Annotated in this window: 20 protein-coding genes; 8 read left to right on the top strand and 12 right to left on the bottom strand. The window is 63.9% G+C overall.

Annotated features, from left to right (window positions below):
* The first annotated feature begins 20 nt into the window (after positions 1-20).
* Genes ACIPY3_RS18155 through ACIPY3_RS18145 form a run of 3 tightly spaced genes read left to right on the top strand, consistent with a single transcriptional unit; the run spans position 21 to position 1,886 of the window.
* On the top strand, positions 21-851 hold the full coding sequence (locus tag ACIPY3_RS18155) for an alpha/beta fold hydrolase (RefSeq protein ID WP_400336401.1): 831 nt from the start codon (positions 21-23) through the stop codon (positions 849-851).
* A 24-nt stretch (positions 852-875) separates the two neighbouring features.
* Positions 876-1,331, top strand: coding sequence for an excisionase family DNA-binding protein (locus ACIPY3_RS18150; RefSeq protein WP_397323395.1), 456 nt, complete (start codon positions 876-878; stop codon positions 1,329-1,331).
* Positions 1,332-1,886, top strand: a complete 555-nt coding sequence (locus tag ACIPY3_RS18145) for a PIN domain-containing protein (RefSeq protein ID WP_400336399.1) — start codon at positions 1,332-1,334, stop codon at positions 1,884-1,886.
* Here ACIPY3_RS18145 and ACIPY3_RS18140 read toward each other — a convergent pair.
* Positions 1,875-2,357, bottom strand: a complete 483-nt coding sequence (locus ACIPY3_RS18140) for an NUDIX domain-containing protein (RefSeq protein ID WP_400336499.1) — start codon at positions 2,355-2,357, stop codon at positions 1,875-1,877. The genes ACIPY3_RS18145 and ACIPY3_RS18140 overlap by 12 nt on opposite strands.
* Before the next feature lie 277 nt (positions 2,358-2,634).
* On the opposite strand from ACIPY3_RS18140, the gene ACIPY3_RS18135 reads away from it, so the two are divergent.
* On the top strand, positions 2,635-3,963 hold the full coding sequence (locus tag ACIPY3_RS18135) for a hypothetical protein (RefSeq protein ID WP_400336397.1): 1,329 nt from the start codon (positions 2,635-2,637) through the stop codon (positions 3,961-3,963).
* 89 nt (positions 3,964-4,052) lie between these two features.
* On the opposite strand, the gene ACIPY3_RS18130 is transcribed toward ACIPY3_RS18135, so the two are convergent.
* The 8 genes from ACIPY3_RS18130 to ACIPY3_RS18095 form a co-directional block, all read right to left on the bottom strand.
* Positions 4,053-4,232, bottom strand: a complete 180-nt coding sequence (locus tag ACIPY3_RS18130; protein ID WP_211713326.1) for a hypothetical protein — start codon at positions 4,230-4,232, stop codon at positions 4,053-4,055.
* 6 nt (positions 4,233-4,238) lie between these two features.
* Positions 4,239-5,369, bottom strand: coding sequence for a glycosyltransferase (locus ACIPY3_RS18125; RefSeq protein ID WP_400336395.1), 1,131 nt, complete (start codon positions 5,367-5,369; stop codon positions 4,239-4,241).
* Positions 5,370-5,847: 478 nt separating this feature from the next.
* A complete protein-coding gene (locus ACIPY3_RS18120) occupies positions 5,848-6,018 on the bottom strand; it encodes a hypothetical protein (protein ID WP_397323390.1) in 171 nt (56 codons plus the stop codon).
* 180 nt (positions 6,019-6,198) lie between these two features.
* Positions 6,199-7,029, bottom strand: coding sequence for an oxidoreductase (locus ACIPY3_RS18115; RefSeq protein WP_400336393.1), 831 nt, complete (start codon positions 7,027-7,029; stop codon positions 6,199-6,201).
* A gap of 91 nt (positions 7,030-7,120) precedes the next feature.
* On the bottom strand, positions 7,121-9,097 hold the full coding sequence (locus ACIPY3_RS18110; RefSeq protein WP_400336392.1) for an amino acid transporter: 1,977 nt from the start codon (positions 9,095-9,097) through the stop codon (positions 7,121-7,123).
* Between the two features lie 147 nt (positions 9,098-9,244).
* The gene (locus ACIPY3_RS18105; protein WP_400336390.1) at positions 9,245-9,787 is read right to left on the bottom strand and encodes a GNAT family N-acetyltransferase; all 543 of its coding nucleotides are present in this window, start codon (positions 9,785-9,787) and stop codon (positions 9,245-9,247) included.
* 23 nt (positions 9,788-9,810) lie between these two features.
* Positions 9,811-11,166 (bottom strand): LLM class flavin-dependent oxidoreductase, encoded by a 1,356-nt coding sequence (locus ACIPY3_RS18100; protein ID WP_400336388.1) that lies wholly within the window; start codon positions 11,164-11,166, stop codon positions 9,811-9,813.
* A gap of 68 nt (positions 11,167-11,234) precedes the next feature.
* Positions 11,235-12,119 (bottom strand): MetQ/NlpA family ABC transporter substrate-binding protein, encoded by an 885-nt coding sequence (locus ACIPY3_RS18095; RefSeq protein WP_400336387.1) that lies wholly within the window; start codon positions 12,117-12,119, stop codon positions 11,235-11,237.
* A gap of 264 nt (positions 12,120-12,383) precedes the next feature.
* On the opposite strand from ACIPY3_RS18095, the gene ACIPY3_RS18090 reads away from it, so the two are divergent.
* From ACIPY3_RS18090 to ACIPY3_RS18075, 4 genes are all read left to right on the top strand, one after another.
* The gene (locus tag ACIPY3_RS18090; protein WP_400336384.1) at positions 12,384-13,484 is read left to right on the top strand and encodes a methionine ABC transporter ATP-binding protein; all 1,101 of its coding nucleotides are present in this window, start codon (positions 12,384-12,386) and stop codon (positions 13,482-13,484) included.
* Positions 13,481-14,143 (top strand): methionine ABC transporter permease, encoded by a 663-nt coding sequence (locus tag ACIPY3_RS18085; RefSeq protein ID WP_400336382.1) that lies wholly within the window; start codon positions 13,481-13,483, stop codon positions 14,141-14,143. The genes ACIPY3_RS18090 and ACIPY3_RS18085 overlap by 4 nt, the downstream gene beginning before the upstream one ends.
* A 21-nt stretch (positions 14,144-14,164) precedes the next feature.
* The gene (locus ACIPY3_RS18080) at positions 14,165-15,319 is read left to right on the top strand and encodes an LLM class flavin-dependent oxidoreductase (protein ID WP_400336380.1); all 1,155 of its coding nucleotides are present in this window, start codon (positions 14,165-14,167) and stop codon (positions 15,317-15,319) included.
* A 349-nt stretch (positions 15,320-15,668) separates the two neighbouring features.
* Complete coding sequence (locus ACIPY3_RS18075) at positions 15,669-17,210, top strand: MFS transporter (protein ID WP_400336378.1); 1,542 nt, start codon at positions 15,669-15,671, stop codon at positions 17,208-17,210.
* 22 nt (positions 17,211-17,232) lie between these two features.
* On the opposite strand, the gene ACIPY3_RS18070 is transcribed toward ACIPY3_RS18075, so the two are convergent.
* The 3 genes from ACIPY3_RS18070 to ACIPY3_RS18060 all read right to left on the bottom strand — a co-directional run bounded on the left by ACIPY3_RS18070 (position 17,233) and on the right by ACIPY3_RS18060 (position 20,123).
* Positions 17,233-17,634 carry a rhodanese-like domain-containing protein gene (locus ACIPY3_RS18070; protein ID WP_400336376.1) on the bottom strand — a complete coding sequence of 134 codons (402 nt, stop codon included), beginning with the start codon at positions 17,632-17,634 and terminating at the stop codon, positions 17,233-17,235.
* A 30-nt stretch (positions 17,635-17,664) separates the two neighbouring features.
* On the bottom strand, positions 17,665-18,804 hold the full coding sequence (locus tag ACIPY3_RS18065; protein WP_400336374.1) for an LLM class flavin-dependent oxidoreductase: 1,140 nt from the start codon (positions 18,802-18,804) through the stop codon (positions 17,665-17,667).
* 128 nt (positions 18,805-18,932) lie between these two features.
* On the bottom strand, positions 18,933-20,123 hold the full coding sequence (locus tag ACIPY3_RS18060; RefSeq protein WP_400336372.1) for an MFS transporter: 1,191 nt from the start codon (positions 20,121-20,123) through the stop codon (positions 18,933-18,935).
* Positions 20,124-20,223 lie beyond the last annotated feature (100 nt).

Below are 20,223 nucleotides of genomic sequence, written 5' to 3'. Positions count from 1 at the left end.
AGCAAAGTTACAGTGTCACGGTGAACTTTGCTGCGGCCGGCGACGGTACCGAACTTGCCTGGACCGAATCAGGCTCCGGCGAACCCATGCTGTTGATCGCCGGACAGGCGACGGCCATGGACGGTTGGGGCCCGACGGCGGAACTTCTGTCCCGCTCTTTCCGCGTCATCCGCTTCGATCACCGGGGGATTGGACGCAGTAGCCGCGGGGAGGCCGGGCGCTACACCACCCGTTTGCTTGCTGCAGATGCCGCTGCCGTGCTGGATGCTGCCGGGGTTTCGTCCGCCCATGTTTATGGGCATTCCATGGGCGGCCGGATAGGGCAATGGCTGGCCATCGACTACCCGTCCCGGGTGCGGACCTTGATGCTCGCAGCGACGAGTGGCGGGCGCTCAGCGGATCCAGCCTTGCGGGCTTCTCCTTCTGCTATGGAAGCTTTGGTCAGCGGAGATCCGTCACGACTGACTCCACTGTTCTTTGACTCCGAATGGGCTGCAGACCACCCGGAAGCGGTACACACGTTCTTCACGTCCCGGGCGTCGGCTTGGGCCAAGGCCCGGCACTTCAAGGCCAGCCGTGACCATGATGCGTGGAGTGAACTCGGCTCCATCCAGGCCCCGTCCCTGATCCTCCACGGAACCGAGGACCCGCTCACGCCCTTGGCCAACGCCGTTCTCCTCCGGAAGCACATCCCAGGCTCGGTGCTGGTGCGTGTGCCCGGCGCGGGGCACGGCCTTCACCTGGACCACCCCAGGACCATCGACTGGATCCGGGAGTTCATCGGGAGGAAGAGCCGCCGACCCAGCCCACCGTTTCGTTTATTTCGTTTATCGACTACGCTGGGTGATTAAGACAATGCGAGTGGAGGGGCTCTGATGACTGCTGAACCTGCAACTCCGGCTTATCCGCACGGAAGTGACGCCGAGCTGGCGCGCGATGCCTTGAAAATTCTGAGGCGGGCCGTAGAAGCACATTCCGACCCGCGGCGGCCGGTAGAGATGACCGTGGCTGACGGGGGACACCTTGAGATGCCTGGACCCGCGGCAGAACTAATGATCCGAATCCTCGGAAAGATGGCTGCAGGTCAAGGCGTCACCGTCATCCCAATGAATGCCGAACTGACCACCCAACAAGCGGCCGATCTGCTCAACGTATCGCGTCCGTACTTGGTTGGACTCCTTGAATCCGGCCAGATTGATTTCCGGAAGGTCGGCACCCACCGCCGCGTCATGGCCGAGTCACTTTACGACTACAAGCGTCGCTCTTCGACTGCGCAAAAGGACGCGGCGGACGAGCTGTCCGCTCTGACTCAGGAGATGGGGCTCATCTAGGTGGTCTTCACGGTCGTCTACGATGCCAATGTCCTATATCCGAGTGCACTCCGTGATCTGTTGGTGCGTGTAGCCCAGAGTGGATTGGTCCATGCGCGTTGGACCGAGGCCATTCTGGAGGAGACGTTCAGGAACCTGAAGGCGAATCGGCCGGATCTGGACGGATCGAAGCTGGACCGCACGCGGAAGCTCATGTGTGACGCGATTCCGGACTGTCTTGTGACCAACTACGAGCCGCTGGAGCAGGTTTTTGCCGGTTCTCCGGACGCTGGCGATGCCCATGTCATGGCTGCGGCGCTGAAGGCACAGGCTCAAGTTATCGTGACGAAGAATTTGAAGCACTTCCCGGCGGTGCTACTTGAGCCTTGGGGGATGGAGGCAAAGCATCCGGACGATTTCCTCATGGATCAGTTTCACTTGGATGCCGTCGAACTTCACATCGCGGTGCGCAATATGTCTGAGACGTTTCGTAACCCTCCGCTTGGTGTCAATGACGTACTCAAGAGGCTCGAGGACGAGGGATTGCCACAGATCTCGGCAGCTCTACGTCGCTGAACGTCCGGCCAGGTGCTCCACCAGCGCATCGACAATCGGTAGTTGCCCTTTGACCAGCTTGGTCCGTGCCGTCGCTTCATCCACCCACCGGGCATCGTCAATCTCCGGGAATTCCTTGATGGAACCGGAGCCCTTGGGCCATTCCATGGCGAACGTGTTGCTGACGATGTGGTCCGGCTGAAACGAATCGGCCCGAGCGGTGTAGGCCGTGATCAGCTTTCCTGAGGGCTGCTTGAAGACCCCGAGCAGGCGGTACTCAACAGGCGGCGGGGGAGTGCCGATCTCCTCCGTGAACTCGCGGCGCGCAGCCACCAAGGGGTCTTCGTCCTCGGGAAATTCTCCTTTGGGAAGGGACCAGGCGTGTTGATCCTTGCGTGCCCAGAACGGGCCACCCATGTGGGCAATCCAGAGTTCCAGCACGCCCGCGGGGGAGTGCCGGTAGAGGAGTATTCCTGCGCTTCGAATGCTGATTTGCCCTCCCGAAACTACCTGCGGACAGACAAGGCCAACGTTACCCCAGGCAACGGCCAACACATCCAATTGATGGCGTAACGATGAAATTGGTTTACCAGTCGTCTTCCCGAAGACAACTGTCTCCCTCATAATCAACGGACATGACGTTACTCGTGGGGGTGGAACGTCATTGCGGGCCTCCGGTGATTGTCGGAGGCCTTTCTGGGCGCATCAATCGGAGGCTACAGCTATGTCCAAGTCAGCAAGGCTCCTTCCAATTGGGGGAAGAAAAGTAATGGGCCTGGCCCTCACCGTTGCGGTGGGGTTGTCCATGTTTGCAGGAATCGGATCGGCACAAGCGGCAAAGAAGGCAGCAGTGGTTGCGGAGGATCCCGGACCGGTGGGCAGTTTCGCCTGGGAAGGCTTCAACTGGCAGAAGCGTTTCTGGGGCGGGGCTCCCATGTACAACGGGACCTGGGACGCGAACAACGTCAGCAACCCTGATGCCAACGGCTACGTGAAACTCTCCATCAGCAACCCGACGGACTCGGCTCCCGTCGGCGCAGAATTCCAATCCACCCGTGAGGGCTTCGGCTACGGTACGTACAGCACCACGGTGGAGAAGGACGTCAGTTCCCTCCAGAAGGAAGTGGTGTGGGGGTGCCTTTTCACGTATGACCCCAATGCTGCTCCGGGCTACACCGAGATTGATCTCTGCGAGGCATCTGCTTGGGGTGGCGGGGCTGCGTATGGAGAAGACTGGCCGGTAACGCAAGGGCACGGCTATTGGTTCGACTCCACCAAGCCTCCCGGGCAAGGCAACAACACCGTGACGTCCGACGTGACGAACGCCCCGATCCTGACCCACCGCATGGTGTGGGAACCGGGCAAGATTACTTTTGAGACGTTTGCGGGGGTAAATGCGAGCGGAACGCTGCTGAAGCGCACCGTCCTCCAAGGATCCACCGTTCCAGTTCCCGCCAAGGAACAGATCCACTTCAACCTCTGGGTCACCGGCGGAGGCGGCGGCGATGCGGCCCACGTCGCTCCGGAATCCGTGACTATCCGCGACTTCTCCTTCGTTGCCGGCATCCCGCTGACCGCTCCCACGCCTACCATCAGCGGAACGGCAGCCGTGGGCAGCACCCTGACTGCCAACGCGGGAACCTGGACCGCCGGAACCAGCCTGGCCTATCAGTGGTACAGGAACGGCGCGGCCATTTCCGGTGCCACGGCATCCACCTACGTCCTCGCGGCAGCAGACCAAGGCACCAAGCTGACGGTCCGTGTGACCGGGACCAAGAGCGGCTACGCCACCACCACCAAGGAATCCGCCCAAACGGCAACTGTTGTGGCAGGCACCCTGGTAGCTCCGACGCCGACGATCTCCGGAACGCTGAGCGTCGGATCCACCCTGACGGCGAACACCGATACGTGGACCACGGGAACCACGCTCACCTACCAGTGGTACCGTTCCGGCGTCGCCATTACGGGCGCCACGGCCAAGACTTATACGCTGGTTGCCGCCGATCAGGCGGACACCATGATGGTCCGTGTCACTGGCACGAAGGCCGGCTACACCAGCGTGGCCAAGTACTCCGCGAATACCGCAGCAGTGAGTTAAGGCTGCGGCATGCAGCAAGCCCGCCTTTGTGTCGCGCTGGGGGCATCCGACACAACGGCGGGCTTGCTGGGCTTGTTGGACCTCTATGCTCAGGCCTTCTTCTCCGCACGGACCGGGACGATCCGCTTGATGGCCAGGCCCAGCGCCAGCATCGCGAAGGCTGCGAGGGCGAACCAGAACAGATCGCCTGCACCGGTCATAGCGAGCGTTCCGGATCCTGTGGCGCCAACGAATGCACCGGCTGCGGGACCTGCGGGGTTGTTGTACATGAGTCTTTACCAAACTTTCTTGCGGTTGAATGCTGCATCCAGGTACGCCTTGGCGTGAACGGCCTGCAGGAAGATATCGATGACGGTTTCGTACATGGTGGCGGCCAGAAGCATGTACCTCCAGCCCCTGAAGCGCACCGTGATGATGCGTTCCAAAACAAAGATGCCGGTGACGGCAACCCAGAATGGCTGCAGGTTCAGGCCCATTCCGGTGGCTAGTGCAAAGATGATGGAACCGAAGTAGGCGGCGGTAACAACGACGCCGATCATGGACAGGAACTGCCGGCCCCAGTAGGCGCGGGTCACTTTGGTCCAGCCGTACTGCACGCAGTTCTCCACGGCGCCCCGCTTCCAGCGCAGGCGCTGGGCCCAGAGCTCACGCCACGTGGGCATGACCTCGGTGACCAGGGTGCAGTTGGACGGCGAAGCGATGCGGTACCCGAGCGTCAGCAAGGCAAAGGAGAGCTCGTTGTCCTCCGTGAGCACTGAGGTGTCGTACACGCCGCCGTTGCCATTGCCGGGAGGAAGGGTGCCTTCCAGACGGGCGGAGACAACGTCGCGCAGGGTCTTGACCCGGAACAGCGCTGCCGTTCCGGTCACTACCAGGCACTTGCCGTGGAGGCGCTTCACGTCGCGGGCATAGCGGGCGTATTCGTTGCGCTGGAGGTGTCCAACGAAGCCGCCGCCGGGTCCGCCGCTGAAGACGCCTCCGACTGCACCGAGCAGCTCATCCTTGAGGAGGTTCGCCGTGGCGTTCTCGATGAAGTCGAGGGCCAGCTGGGAATCGGCGTCCTGCACCAGGATCAGGTCTTCAGGATCGGCATCCGGAAGCAGGGTGCTGAGCGCGTAGTTGAGGGCGCCTGCCTTCTTGTCCTTGTTCCCAACGGTACGGAGAACCTCAACGCCCTGGGCAAGCGCGAGTTCCTCCGTGTCGTCGGTGCAGTTGTCCGCCACCACGATCACGCGGTCCGGTCGCCGGGTCTGGTTTCCCAGCGAGACCAAGGTTTCGGTGATGCCGGCGGACTCGTTGTGTGCCGGGACCAGGACCGTGACCACTCCGCCGGCGGCGCGGTGGGCACCGTGGCGCAGCTCGGCGTCCGTGTCCGGCCTTGCTGCCTGCAGGGTTTGCGTGCTCATGGCGGTCCTTTTCGTTCGTCCTGGCGTGCTGACACCCTTAGATTTCCAAGGCCAACACAAGAAACGACCCGCCAAAGGATCAAGAAATACTCAAGCTTTTCTGCAAATTTGCACTGCCGGCATCACGAACTGTGCACCAAACGCACCAGTGCGCCAGCGGGTTCGCGGGAAAGTAGCGGGGCTTTGGCGCGACGTCGCGGGTAGCATGCCGGCGAGTTCGGAAACTTGCGGGGGCTTTGGCACGACGTCGCGGGAAGCATGCTGGCGAGTTCGGAAACTTGCGGGGGCTTTGGCACGCTTCCCGCGAAGTCGGCACTCGCCCATGCCCACAGCCGTGCCCAAAGCACCCGCCGATGCCCACAGCCCCGCGCTTGCACACAGCCCCGCCCCAACCCCGCGCCCCGGCCCCCGCGCTTAAACGACAGCGGACGACGCCGGCAAGTACCGGCGTCGTCCGCTTTTGTCTGCTGGGGCTGCTTTAGCGGGCCAGGCTGACGGTGAAGGTTTTCGGTCCGCTGAGCGTCACGGCGATCCCGCAGTTTTCTGCGGTGGCGCGGGGTGTGAGGTCCCGGATTGCGGCATCGATGGTGTGGTCGATGGCCGTGTTATCCCAGATTTTCAGCGTGATGGAGTCAGTATGTGTCGTCATTGTCAGTACTTTCACTCAGGCTGTTTGACAGCCCCAAGCCTCTTCGCCCGGGGCCGCATCCTCGTCGGTGAGGTTGCTGATTCAGCTTGGATGGGAACGGGTTCCCTCCATCATGGTTCATGCTGCGGACCCTCAATGACAAGCCAAACGCCACAAGTGTGACCGATTACACGCTCCTCTTTACTCTGTGTAACCTGTGCTTTCGCTGCGCTCCCGCCAGCCGTCGACCTGTGCGCGCATGGCTTCCTCCACGGCGTTGTAGGCGTACACCGCGTCGGCTCCCAGCAGGAGGAACGCAGGAGTCTCGTCGGCTTGGACGGCACTGATGATCAGCTGGGCCGCCTTGTCCGGGTCGCCGGGCTGGGTGCCGTGGACTGTGTCGTTTTCCTTGCGGCGCTTGCCGGCGGTCTCGGCGTAGTCGTCAATAGCTGTTGCCGACTGGGTCAGGGAGCGTCCTGCGAAGTCGGTCCTGAACCCGCCCGGCTCCACGGCGGTGACGGAAATCCCCAGCGGAGCCAGTTCCTTCTGGAGGGATCCGGAGATGCCCTCCAGGGCTGCCTTGGTGGCCGAGTAGTAGCCCGAGCCGGGAGGGCAGATGCGGGCGCCGATCGAGGAGATGTTCACGATTGCGCCGGAGCGCCGGGACCGCATGCCGGGCAGGACGCCCTTGATCATGGCGACGGGTCCAAAAACGTTGGTGTCGAACAGGGCCCGCACATCGGCGTCGTCGCCTTCCTCCACGGCGGCACGGTAGCCGTACCCTGCGTTGTTGACCAGTACGTCCACCCCGCCAAAACGCTTCTCGGCCTGCTGCACGGCGGCGTCCACCTGCGACTGCACGGTGACGTCGAGTGCCACGGCGAGGGCCGTCGTCGGGAATTCCGCGGTGAGCTCCTGAAGCGGCTCGGTGCTGCGGGCGGTCACGACGGCGTTATCGCCTTGGGCGAGGACGGCGCGGGCCAGTGCCCGGCCAAGTCCGGTGGAGCAGCCTGTGATGAGCCAGGTGGTCATGGTGTTCCTTTCGGTGGGTTGTCCTCTCCCACTGAACGCTACTCCGCCGTGCTGCGGGAGTGACGGGTGATCCGGGTACTCCCAGTGCCCCTCAGCCCACGTGGACCCATGGCCGGCGGCTCACGTCCGGCTCGGCCTCGCGCAGGACCTCGCGCGTCACCGGGGCGATCTCGCCTTCGCCGAGGAACAGGAAGCGCAGCAGGTTGGTAATGGGGTTGCCCTCGGTCCAGCGGAAGTAGATGTGCGGCATGAGCCCGGTGACGTCCCGGATATGGAGCAGGACGGAAGCGATGGTGTTGGCGATGACCGGGCCGTGGACTTCGAGGATCCGGTAGCCGTGCCGCTCGATGCCCTTGACGTAGAGCTCGGTCTCGAAATCGGAGGTATCGTCCAGCGCTACCTCCAGGAAGATCCCGTGGTAATTCAGTGGCAGGTGGCTGACTTCGATGGCAGAGACCAACTTCTCCCGATAGGCCTCCGCGGTGAGCCTGCGCGGTTCGTGGGCGATCAGCCTGATGGGTCCGGAGTCGTCGTCGAGGATGAACTCAAGGGCTTGACGGTCCAAGTGGACGTGGGTCGCGTGCAGTTCAAAGGACCGGCGCACGCGGGACAGCAGCGAGATCCCAATGATGCCCGCAATGAAGATCGCAGCGATCCGGATGCCCTCCGGCCGCTCCACGATGTTGGCCACGGTGGTGTAAACGAAGACGGCGGCGATTGCACCGAAGCCGATGGTCCGCTTGCGTTGATGACGACGGCGGGCGGACAGCGTCACGGCCACGGCGGCTGACGTCATGAGCACCAGCACGCCGGTGGCGTAGGCACCGCCTTGGGCGTCGACGTCGGCGTTGAACACCACGGTGATGAAGAACCCCACCAAGGTAAAGACCATGACGAGGGGCCGGACGGCCTTGGCCCACTCGGGCGCCATTCCGTAGCGGGGGAGGTACCGCGGGACCAGGTTGAGCAGCCCGGCCATGGCGGAGGCACCGGCGAACCAGAGGATGGCGATGGTGCTGATGTCGTAGACCGTGCCGAAACCAAGGCCCAGGTATTCGTGGGCAAGGAACGCCAGGGCGCGTCCGTTGGCCTGGCCGCCGGGCTCGAACTCATGCTCCGGGATGAGGACCACGGTGGTGAAGCTGGAGGTGATGAGGAAGGTGCTCATGATCAGCGCAGCGGTGGTCAGCATCCGCCGGGTTCCCTTGATGCGTCCCGTGGGCTTGGCATCCGTGTCATCAGGATCGCCCTGCACTTGCGGCATTACGGCCACACCGGTTTCGAAGCCGGAAAGGCCCAGGGCGAGCTTGGGGAACACGATCAGCGCGATGGCCACGGCCATGATCGGATTACCGTGCGAGGTCCAGAGGAGCTGCCACCAGTCCCCAACGGCCGTGGGATGGGTGAGCACCTCGAACACCGTTGTTGCCACCACCACGACGTTCAGGCCCAGGTAGAGAACCACCAGAACTACGGCCACGCCGATCGCTTCCTTGAAGCCACGCAGGAACACGGCCGCCAACAGGGCCAGCAGGAACAGCGTGACCAGCACGTTTTGCCCCTGCAACCAGCCCGGCATCACCGGGTTCTGGATCAAGTGGGCGGTGGCATCGGCTGCGGACAGGGTCATGGTGATCATGAAGTCCGTCGCGGCGAAGCCCAGCAGCACCAGGACCAGGAGCTTGCCGCCCCAGCGGGGGAGCAGCCGTTCCAGCATGGCGATGGAACCCTCGCCCCGGGGACTTTCGCCGGCCACCCTCCGGTACACGGGCAAGGCGCCCAACAGGGTCACAGCCACCAGGACGATCGTGGCCATGGGTGAGATGACACCCGCTGCCAGGGCGGCAATGGCCGGTTGGTAACCCAGTGTGGAGAAGTAGTCCACGCCGGTGAGGCACATGACCTGCCACCAGTGGTGCTTTTTCTCGTGGGCTGCGCTGACACCGCCCGGACCCTGATGGCTTCCTTTGCTGTCCTGCAAACCGAACAGCAGCCAGGAACGGAACGATGTCCAGCCACTGGGCCTGGGGGCCGACGGGTCCGCGGGCGGCCTGCTCAACGTGGTCATGGCTTTCCTCCCAGCCCGACGCTCCTCGATCTGAGCTGAACATAGCACCGCCAAGGGTACTTAGTACCGGGCTGGAAGGATCTTTGATGAGTCCTTAACACCGGGGGGTTGGCTCTCGGCAGTAAGCACGTGTGAAAGGCGTGGGAGCTAACCCCTCGCGGGCAGATCCAGTGTGTAGACCACCAGTTGCACCTTGGGCGCGGGACGCGGTTTCTCGCGTTCGGGCCGGCGGATGTAGCCCAGCTGGCGGTACAGGCTTTGGGATGGTTCATTGTCGACGGCGGTATCCAGCACCACGCGCTTGGCGCCTTGTTCCGCGGCCAGGCGTGCGGCCTCGTTGAGGAGCCGCCTGCCGAGCCCGGTCCGGCGGGTTTCGGGCAGCACCGCGAGCAGCCTGAGTTCCACTTCGCCTTCCGCGGCCTGGCGGCTGAGGTAGGAACCGTAGGGAAGCAGGCTCGCTGTTCCCACGAGTGTTCCGGTCCTGGCGTCTTCGGCTACCAACAGCACGCCTTCGTGTGCACGTGCCGTGGCATTGAGGAGCAGTTCCAGCCGCTCGTCGTCGGGCTGGCGGGCGCCGGGCAGGTGATGGCCGAACCCTTCGTACGTCAGCCGCCCCACGGCGTCGTACTCTTCGTGGCGGGCCTCGCGGATCACGTAGGTGCCGGTGGCGGCGGTTGCTTGGGTGGCCATGTTGGTCCTTTCGACGACGGCGGTCAGATGGTGCGGGTGCCCGCGGCTTCGGGGGCCAGGCCGAGGTGCGACTTGAGGGTGGTGCCGGTGTATTCCGTGCGGGCGAGTCCGCGTTCCTGGAGGATCGGAATGACTCCGGCGGCAAAGCGCTCCAGGTCCTGGGGCAGCAGGGAGAACATGAGGTTGAAGCCGTCGGCAGCGCCTTCGGCATGCCACCGCGCGAGGGAAGCGGCCACGTGTTCCGGGCTGCCGATGAAGTCGTGGTTCCGCTTGTCGCCCGTGAGGATCGAGTAGAGATCCTTGAGGGTCACTTCATCTTCGCGTCCACGGATCTGTTCGCCGGCGGAGCGGAAATCGGTACGCGGGTTGGCGATCGAGGGAATGCCTGACTGGGCCACAGTGGCCTCCGGACCGAGGCCGGCGAAGTCCAGCTGTCCTGCGAAATACTCCTGCAGGAAGTCCAGTACCTGCTGGTCCGTGATGAGGTTGTCCAGCTCGCGGATGCGCTCCAATGCTTCCTTGCGGCTGTCGGCAACGATGGGGGAGATGGCCTGGTACACGAAGAGCTCGTCCGGGTTTCGGCCAAAGGCTGTGGCCTGTTGACGGACAGAGTGGCGGTAACTGCGGGCCTGCGGGATATCCGGGTGGCTTGCGAAGAGAGCGTTGGCGAAGCGGGCGCCGAGCCGTTGCCCGGGACCGGACGTGCCTGCCTGCGCCAGGAGCGGAGAGTGTTGTGGCGAAGGGCCGATGTTCAAAGGACCTGCCACCTTGAAGAACTCACCTTTGTGGTTGAGGCGGTTGAGTTTGTGGCGGTCGAAGAAGCGGCCGCGTGGCTTGTCATGGAGGAACGCGTCCCGCTCCCAGGAGTTCCAGAGCCCAAGGGTAACCTCCACGAATTCCTCGGCGCGCTGGTACCGGAGGCTGTGCTCGAAGTGCTGGTCCGCGCCGTAATTTCCGGCCGTGCTGTTGGTCAGGTCCCGCGTGGTGACGATGTTCCAACCCACGCGGCCGCCGCTGATGTGGTCAGCAGTGAGGGCGGCGCGTGCGAAGTTGTACGGCTGGTCATAGGACGTGGACGACGTAGCGATCAGGCCGATCTTGTCCGTCACCGCGCCCAAAGCCGTGACCAGTCCGATGGGGTCAAACCGGTTGAGGATGCCGGGGTTGCTCGTCTCGTCGATGGCGAGGGAATCACCCAGGAAGATGGCGTCGAACCTGGCGTCCTCGGCCGCTTTGGCGAGCTTCACCTGATGCGCGAAATCGATGCTGGCCTGCGGGAACGCCGTCTCGTGGCGCCACGAGGCCACATGGATGCCCGTACCCACCAGGTAGGCGAAGAAATGGATCTGACTGCGTTCACGTGCGAGGTGCTGGTTCATGGCTCTTTGTTCCTGGAACGGCTGAGGGGCGGCTGGCTGTGTGGCGCCGCGGGCCGCCCCTCAGACAACTACTTGGTCTTCTTGATGGCTGCTTCTTCGGCGGTGAGCACTTCCTGCAGCTTGGCCGCGGTCCAATCCGCCTTGAACTGCAGGTTGCCGTCGTTGAGCTTGGTCACCGAAGCCTCCACCTCAGGCGTGTGGTACGCGTCCACGATCTTCTTCCAGGTGGGATCGTCCTTGCGATCCGCCTTCACCACGAAGCCGTTGATGTAGGGGGCCAACGAGGGCGAGTTCAGGTCTTCCTTGAAGATGATCTTGTCATCGCCCAGACCGCCCTTTTGAGCTTGGGTGTTGTTGACCACGGCGGCTTCCGTGGTGCCCTTGAGTGCGTTCACCGTCTGGTTGCTGTCCACGGGTACAACCTTGATCTTGCTGGAAGTAATCTCCGCCGGCGTAGACAACGAGTTGCCGCCGTCCTTGAGCTGGAGCAGGCCCGCCGTCTGAAGATTCAGCAGGGCGCGCGCCTGGTTGGTGGGGTTGTTGGGAATGGCAACCTGGGCGTCCGCCGGCAGCTCACTCACGGACTTGTACTTTTCGGAGTAGAGGGCAAGCGGGTAGACGGCCGTAGCCCCGACGGGAACCAGCGTGCCGTTGCTGTTGACGTTGAACTGGGACAAGTACTTGAGGTGCTGGAACAGGTTGATGTCCACCTGGCCCTGTTGCGTGGCGGTGTTGATCTGCGCGCCATCGGTGAAGTTCTTGACCTCCAGGTCGATCCCCTGGTCCTTGAGTTTGTTCTTCAGGATGGTCCAGTGCTCCTCCGCACCGTCGTCCACGCCGATAACCACCTTGGTGTTTCCGGAGCTCGGGGAGCCTCCGGCAGCACCCCCGCACGCGGACAACGACAGGGCGGCGATAAGGCCGACGGCGGCAGCTAACAGGCGGTTCTTCATGATGCTTCTCCGTACAAAGGGTCTTGATGCGAATGAAAGGTACGGGGTATCCCCCACGCCTCACGCTAAGCACGCGGCACGGTTGGGACGAACGCGTCCGCAACACGGCGTCGCCTGCCGTCAACGGGAGAAACCGCAGGTCACAAGGGGTCACGGGGTTCGATCCGGGAGTGGCCTCGCTGTTGGAATGGGCACTCAAACCACCCCTGTGCCCGGTCTATGGACGGGCTCGGACCGCAGCAACACCACCCAAAGGAGGCCCCGGTGGGCGCCATCGTCTCCCTGCGCGGAGCCAGCAAGATCTTCCCGGTTCCCAAGGGCCGGGCAGGGGGCAAAAGTACCCCAGTACGGGCCGTGGACTCTGTCTCCCTGGACATTGAAGAAGGCACAGTCGTGGGGATCGTGGGCTATTCAGGAGCAGGTAAGTCCACGCTTGTCCGGCTGCTCAATGGACTGGAACGCCCCAGCGAGGGGCAGGTCCTTATCAAAGGCCAGGACATTTCCGCCCTGTCGGAAGGCCAGCTGCGGAAGGTCCGTGCCGGGATCGGGATGATCTTCCAGCAGTTCAACCTCCTCACCTCCCGCACCGTGTTCGGAAACGTCGCGTACCCGTTGAAGGTGGCTGGTTGGCCCAAGGACAAGATCCGGCCCCGCGTGGAGGAACTGCTTGAATTCGTGGGAATCGCTGACAAGGCAAGGACGTACCCTCGGCGGCTCTCCGGCGGACAACAGCAGCGCGTCGGGATAGCCCGGGCCCTGGCCAATGCCCCGGACATCCTCCTGGCGGATGAAGCCACCAGCGCCCTGGACCCTGAAACCACGCGAGACGTCCTCCGCTTGCTCCGACGCATCAACAAGGAACTGGGCACCACCGTGGTGGTCATCACCCACGAAATGAACGTGGTCCGGGAAATCTGCGACACGGTGGTGATGATGGAATCCGGCCGCGTGGTTGAATCCGGGCCTACGTACTCCGTGTTTGCCGACCCCAAGAGCGGCTCCACCCAGCGGTTCGTCTCCACCGCAGTGCACGGAACACCCGAACCCGAAACCGTCCAACGGCTCTCCGCTGCGCACCCCGGGCTCTTGGTGTCGATAGGGATATCGGAAGCTGCGCCCACTCCGTTGGTGGCAGCTACCTTCGAACGCCACGGTGTGGGCTCCAGCGTGGTCTTCGGCGGAGTCACGGAAATCCAGAACCGCATCCTCGGCACGCTCACCTACGAGCTCACCGGCAGCGAGACTTCGATAGACGCTGCGCTCGCCGAATTGGGTGACGTCACCGCCGTCGAACGCCAAACTACGACGGCGGCACCCGCCGAAAGCGCCGTGCCCCACCTGACCACTGTTGGAGAGAAACCATGACCACCGACTGGACCACGCTCCTTCCCGTCCTGGGCGAATCCTTCCAGCAGACCATTTACATGGTGGTGGTCACCGTGCTGCTCAGCGGGCTGGCCGGACTGGCGCTCGGGGTGACCCTGTACGCCACCCGGCCCGGGAACCTGTTCGCCAACAAGGCCGTCTTTTCCGTCCTCAACTTCCTGGTGAACATCATCAGGCCCATCCCGTTCATCATCTTCATCACCGCGATCGCACCGTTGACCCTGATCATCATGGGCACCACCATCGGAACCACCGCAGCGATCCTTCCCATGGCCCTCATGGCCGGAGTGGTGATCGGGCGCGTGGTGGAGCAGAACCTGGTGGCCTCCGATCCCGGTGTGGTGGAAGCAGCCCGGGCCATGGGCGACAGCCGCCTGCACATCTTGTGGGCCGTGGTGATTCCGGAATCGCTTGCGCCGCTCATTCTTGGCTACACCTTCATGATCATCGCGATCGTGGATATGTCCGCCATGGCCGGCTACATCGGCGGCGGCGGGCTGGGCAACTTCGCCATCATGTACGGCTACCAGCAGTTCAACTGGGAAGTCACGCTGGTCACCGTGCTCATCATCATCGTCATGGTCCAGGCCGCGCAATTGCTGGGCAACTGGCTGGCCCAGCGTATTCTCCGCCGCTAACTACCCTTCGGGAGATTCCTTATGCCCATCGAATTCCTCGGCATGGGTGCCGGCAACGACTCCACTGAGACCTCGCCGGCCACCACGCCCTTCTTCGACCCCCCTTACGCCGCGAAGATCGCCCGGATCCACGAGGACAACAACTGGGACCACGTGCTTTTCGCGTACAACTCAGCCACCCAGGACCCAGCCGTCCACGCAACGTGGGTTGCTGCCAATACTGAACGGATCCAGTTGCGGTTGGCTCACCGGCCCAACGTCTCGCATCCCACGTTCGCGGCACGGTCCTTCCTGACCCTGGACCACATTGCCCAAGGCCGCTTGACCGTGCACTTCATCACCGGCGGAAGCCAGGCAGACCAAGCGCGCGAAGGCGATTACCTCGCCAAGGACGCCCGCTACGGCCGGACGCAGGAGTACATGCAGATCGTCCGTCGGGCGTGGTCGGGGGAGTCATTCGATTGGTCCGGTGAGCATTACCGCTTTGAAGGTTTTTCCTCGGGGCTGGCTCCCTTCAACGGCAAACGCCCTGGCATGTCCTTCGGTGGATCTTCCGAGGCCGCCTGGTCCGTGGGCGCTGCCGAGGCAGATATCTATGCCCTGTTTGGCGAACCCTTGGCCGATGCCGCTTCACAGCAGCAACACATCCTCGCGCGCGCGGCCGCACTGGGCAGGATATCGCCGCTTCGATGGCAGATTGCGTTCCGGCCCATTGTCGCTGCCACTGACCAGCTGGCTTGGGAGAAGGCACATGCCATCCTGGGCACGTTTGAAGCCCGGCGTTCCGCAGGCGACGTGATCGATCCCGTCCGGCACTATGCCACGAAGCCGGAAGCCGCCGGAACCCAGCGGCTCCTGGCCGCCGCCGAGCGCGGCGACCTTCACGACCGCGCCCTATGGACGGCGCTCGCCAAGGCTGCGGGCGGCGGGGGAGGAAGTGCGACGGCGTTGGTTGGCTCCTATGACACCGTCACCCAGGCGATCCTCGACTACCACGAGCTCGGTTTCGAGATCTTCGGGCTGCGCGGCTACGACTTTGTCCCCGACGCCATCGAGTTCGGGACGCACGTCATTCCGCAGCTGAAGCAGGAAGTGGCGCACAGGGAACGTTCTTCGAGCCCCGAGGCCCTCCGCGCAGCCCATGCATCCGCCCGCACGCGCCTCCTCCAAATCTGACCCTCTCTCACCGAACCCCCCTTTCCTGCGGATCCTCTCTCACCGACCCCCCCTTTCCTGCGGATCCTCTCTCACCGAACCCCCCTTTCCTGCGGATCCTCTCTCACCGGACCGCCGTTTCCTGCGGATCCTCTCTCACCGGCGAACCGCGGGCCCCGAGCCGAAGACCACCGGCGACTCTTCAATGCGAGAGGGTTCAGCTGAAAGGGGTGGTTTGGTGAGAGAGCGTCCGGAGTGGGGGCGGGTGAAAGTGTCACAACAGGTCACCGACAGTAACCCTTATTCACGCCCGTTAATCGGGTGTCTCCCGATGTCCGGCGCCGCATCAAGCCGCCTTAGGGTCACAAACATGGGTACAAACGCCAAACGATCTGCCCTGTGGCTTTGCATGGGCGCCGGATTCATCACGCTGCTGGACCAATCGGTGTTTGTCCTCGCGGTCCCGGCCATGTCGGCCTCGCTGCGCGCAGACCCCGGCTCGGTCCAATGGATCCTGGCGGGCTACTCCCTGGCGTTTGGCGTGGCGCTGGTCCCGGCCGGCAGGCTCGGAGACGTCCTCGGCCGGCGCATGCTGTTCATCCTCGGCATCGCAGTGTTCGGTGCTTCCAGCCTCCTCGGCGGCCTGGCCACCGACCCATCCCTGGTGGTGGTTGCCCGCCTCCTCCAAGGATTGGGCGCCGGTACCCTGAATCCCCAGGTCCTTGGCTTGCTGCAGGACATCTACACAGGACATGACCGCGCCAAGGCACTGGGAGCCTACGCAGCGGCCGGCGGCTCGGCTGCCGTGTGTGGCCCGCTCATCGGTGGCTTGGTGCTCTCCGTCGGCGACCCCGGGATCGCGTGGCGGATCCTCTTCCTGGCCAATGTTCCGCTGGTGTTGATCCTTGTGCCGTTCGCCTTCGCGCTGCTGCCCCGCCCGACGGTCCGAGCGGAACGGAGCAAAACATCCATCGACATTGTCGGCGCCCTCCTTCTTGGTGGCGTGGTGGTTGCCTCGCTCATCCCCACGATTTACGGAGCCGGCACGGTAGCCGTAACTTCGCTGGCATTCGGGGCCGGCGCCTTGCTGGCCTTCGCGGTTTGGGAAATCGGGTACCACCGCAGGGGCAGGACACCGTTGCTGAGTGCCGGTCTCGCCACCTCAAAGGGGTATGCCTTGGGCACGGTGGTGGCGCTGTGCCAGTTCGGAGTCGGCGCGGGTATGGCTGCCGTAACGGCCTTCTATTTCCTCTCAGGAACAGGCATGGCACCACTCGCCGCGGCGGCCATCCTCGCGCCGCAGGCGGCTGGCATGCTGCTCGCGTCGAGCTTCAGCTGGCGGTTCGTGGCCCGCTGCGGACGTGGAGGGATAGTGGTCGCGGTCGCGGGGAGCCTCGCCACGCTGATTGCCAAGGATTTCTTCGTCCAACGGTTCGACGGCGGGACAGCGGCACTCGCCGTCGCCGCCGTCGGGCTCTTGCAGGGGGTGGCCACGGGCCTGGTCGTGGCGCCAAACCAGACCCTCACCCTGGGGCACGCGCCGGCTGGGGCTGCGGGGGTCGCCGCAGGTTTCTACCAGCTCAGCCAGCGATTCGCGGCGGCCCTCTGCTCGGCCGCGGCGGCAGGGATGTTCCTGCAGGCGCACGGTGCCGTCACGGGTGGGGCTTCCAAAGCTGCCTTCCACCACGGAATCCTGATGTGCTGCAGCCTGTTGGGCGTCGCGCTGCTGGCGGGCGGCCTTGACTGGCTCCGCGAGGCGCGCAGCCCCGGAAACTCGAGTGCCGCCGTCGTGGTTTCCGTAAAGGAAGGCACGACGGCGGCGACGGAACCCGCGTTGCGGGGTGCGGTTTCGGAGGGCCCGACGGCGGCAGATGCCCGCCGCCCGGAGCTCCCCGAAGCGGTGGACGCCTAAGCGGATTCGGCGGGCCGGGAGGTCAGGCAGTCGGCGCGGCTTCAGCCGGGGGTGCCGTGGGTCCGGTGGTGGGGACTCCTGAGTCGCGCAGGGCCAGGAACCCGCCGTCGACGTGGACCACATTGTCGTAGCCCAGGACCTTGAGCTTCTGCGCCACGGGTCGTGAGCCGTTCACCGAGCCGCAGAACACAACAATTTTCTGTTCCGTTCCCGTGACCTGGGGGAGACGGTGCGGGGAGCCGGGGGCGAAGTCTTCGTCCACGTGTTCGCGGTTCACAATGACGGCGCCTGGCACTGCGCCGGTGCTGGCGCGGCCGCCTTCGCTGCGGACGTCGATGACCAGCGCGCCGTCAGCGATCAGGGCGGCCGCTTGTTCGGCAGTGATGAGTTGGGTGTCTGTTTCAGTCGTGGTTTCGGTGGTCATTGGTGCTCCTTTGGTGGGTAACGGACAAACTCAGAGACCCCAGGCCTCGGCGAGGAGCTGGTAGGAGTTCTCGCGGTCGGCGGGGTGGTGGGCGATGGTGGTGATGAGCAATTCCTGGGCTCCGGTTGCGTGCTGCAGGGTGCGGAGGTTTTCGCTGACTTGATGCGGGTCTCCCACAAAGCGGGTATCCAGGCGGTCCTTGACCAGCTCTTCGGCTTCGGCGTCCAGCGTGAAGTCCGCGGCGTCATCAGGCGAGGGGTAGGGGATGGCGCCCTGTCCGCTGCGGATCCCGTAAACCCACTGCGCGTAGCCGCGGGCCAAGCGACGGGCGCTGAACTCGTCAGGTGCCACCAGGACATCCGCGGAGACGATCACATGCGGCTCCCGCAAAGTTTCGGAAGGCTTGAAGTGTGCCCGGTACTCGGCGATGGAATCCAGGACGGTTGCCGGTGCCACGTGGTAGTTCGCGCCGAACGGGAGGCCCAGCTTGCCCGCGAGCCTGGCACTTGGACCTGCCGTGGAACCGTGGACCCAGAACTGCGGGGACTGACCCAGCGCCGGAGTTGCCGTGACCTCCTCGCCGTGTTTGGTCCGATAGTCGCCGGTGAAGAAACCGATGATGTCCTGGACGTCATTTTCGAAGTTGTCGGTGTCTCCTGGAAAACGGCCCAGGAGTTCGCTCTGCAGGCGGAACTTCCGTGGCAGGACCGCCCCAAAGATGGGCCGGGGGGCGGGAACCACCAGTCCATCCACTATGCGTTCTTCGGGTTCGCTGGTGTCCGGTGCAATAAAACCGGGCGCCGGCTCGCTGGGTGACTTGGGAGGACCGGAGCGGCCAAAGCCCAAGTCCAGCCGATCAGGGAACACCGCTGCCAGGGTACCGATGCTCTCCGCGATCTGGAGGGGCCGGTAATTGCCCAGGAGCGTGGCTGCCGTGCCTACCCGGATGCTCTTTGTTGCCGATGCCACGAGGCCCGCGAGCACATGCGGGGACGAACCGGCCACGCCGTCGTTGAGGTGGTGCTCGGCCAACCAATACCGGGAGTAGCCTGCTGCTTCCGTTGCGACGGCCAGGTTGATGGTGCTGCGCAGGGCGTCGCCGGAGCTCTGGTTGGCTGACACAGGGCTGAGGTCAAGGACTGACAAGGGAATCACGGAAGGCTTCGGCATGGCAGCACACTACGGAGGAGTGCCGGGCCGCCCAAGTTCTGGTGTCACTGTCCTCAACGGGGCTACATGCGGCTCAACCGGGGGCAACAGACCGTCACACGCGGCTGTGCCGCGCGGACGCCTCCTGATCACCCGGGGAGGCGGGCCTCGTGGTCCAACGGAATTCTTGTTCGTCCATTCCGACCCGCGACGGCGATGACCGCCAGACCCACGGTGGTGAGGACGGCGCTGGCCACGAAGATGCCGCGTTGACCGAAGGCCGTAGCCGAACCCAGGGCGATGATGGGACCCGACACGATCGCGCCTACGCGGCGGGTGTTCATGTACAGGCCCGTGGACAGCCCCGGCCGTGGAATCATCTGCTGGAAGAGGGGCAGTCCCACTCCGGCGATCCCGGCAAACGACCACGCGTTCAGCAACTGCAGGGCCAGGAGCATGATGGGCTCCGTGACAAAGGCCAAACCAACGTAGTAGGCGATGCCAGCAACGCAACTGGTGGCGATCAGGCTGAGATGCGCGAACCGGTTGCTCAGCCTTCCAATGATCAGCAACGCAGGCACCTCCAGGGCCGCGGCAGCACCCAAGGCCACACCTGCCCACAGCACATCCAGCCGCATCGTTTCGCCAACGTAGACCGTCATGATGGTCATGGCTGTGGCATTTGTTGCCTGGAGCAGAATAAACGCCGCGGTAACCAGGACGATTCCCGTGCGGCTCACTGGAGACTCGTGGGCAGCGGATGGGGCATCTGCGGTGCCGTCCTCCGGCTCCTGGGTGGACGCCCGGTTCTTCCTGATCATGGCCCACGTAGTGGCCATATTGAGCACTGCGACGGCGGCGATTGCCAGAAGTATTGCCGGATTACCCAACCAGCCAATGATGAAGGTGGCCAGCGGGGGACCGGCCACCCACGCTACTGAGACGACAGCCCGGGTATTGACGATGGTGGACGTTCCCGCGCCGGAGTGCCGGAGGTGGGCGAAAAGCATGGAACTTCCGACGCCGGCCGGCCCGCCGACCACCACCAGTGCGATCGTGGCAAGGGGCAAGGTGGTTGCGAAGGCCAGGATCACCGCCAGAAGCAGTGTCATTGCGCCGCACGCAAGCATGGGAGACAGGTAGTCGCGCTTCGTGTCCGCGTAGGCCGGAATCACCAAGGAAGCGACAAACCCACCGATGTTGTAGATGCCAAGTACCCAACCGACGTCGGATGTTGAAGCCCCGTAAAGGTTCACGAGAATCAGTGCCAAAGCGGGACTCAGGAAAGCCATTTGGAGACCCCACAGCAGTGCGGACGCCGGCACCAGCGTTCTGTTCATCGGAGCATCTTTCGTTTGTTCACGGGCTTTACCGTACGAGGGGCAGGTCCCGGCAGGGAGTGACTGTCAGTACCCCGGAGAGCCGTGGGCCGAGTGAGAG

The sequence above is a fragment of the Paenarthrobacter sp. NPDC089714 genome (assembly GCF_044748905.1).
Taxonomy (GTDB): Bacteria; Actinomycetota; Actinomycetes; order Actinomycetales; family Micrococcaceae; genus Arthrobacter.
This window is presented reverse-complemented; position numbering and strand designations above follow the sequence as displayed.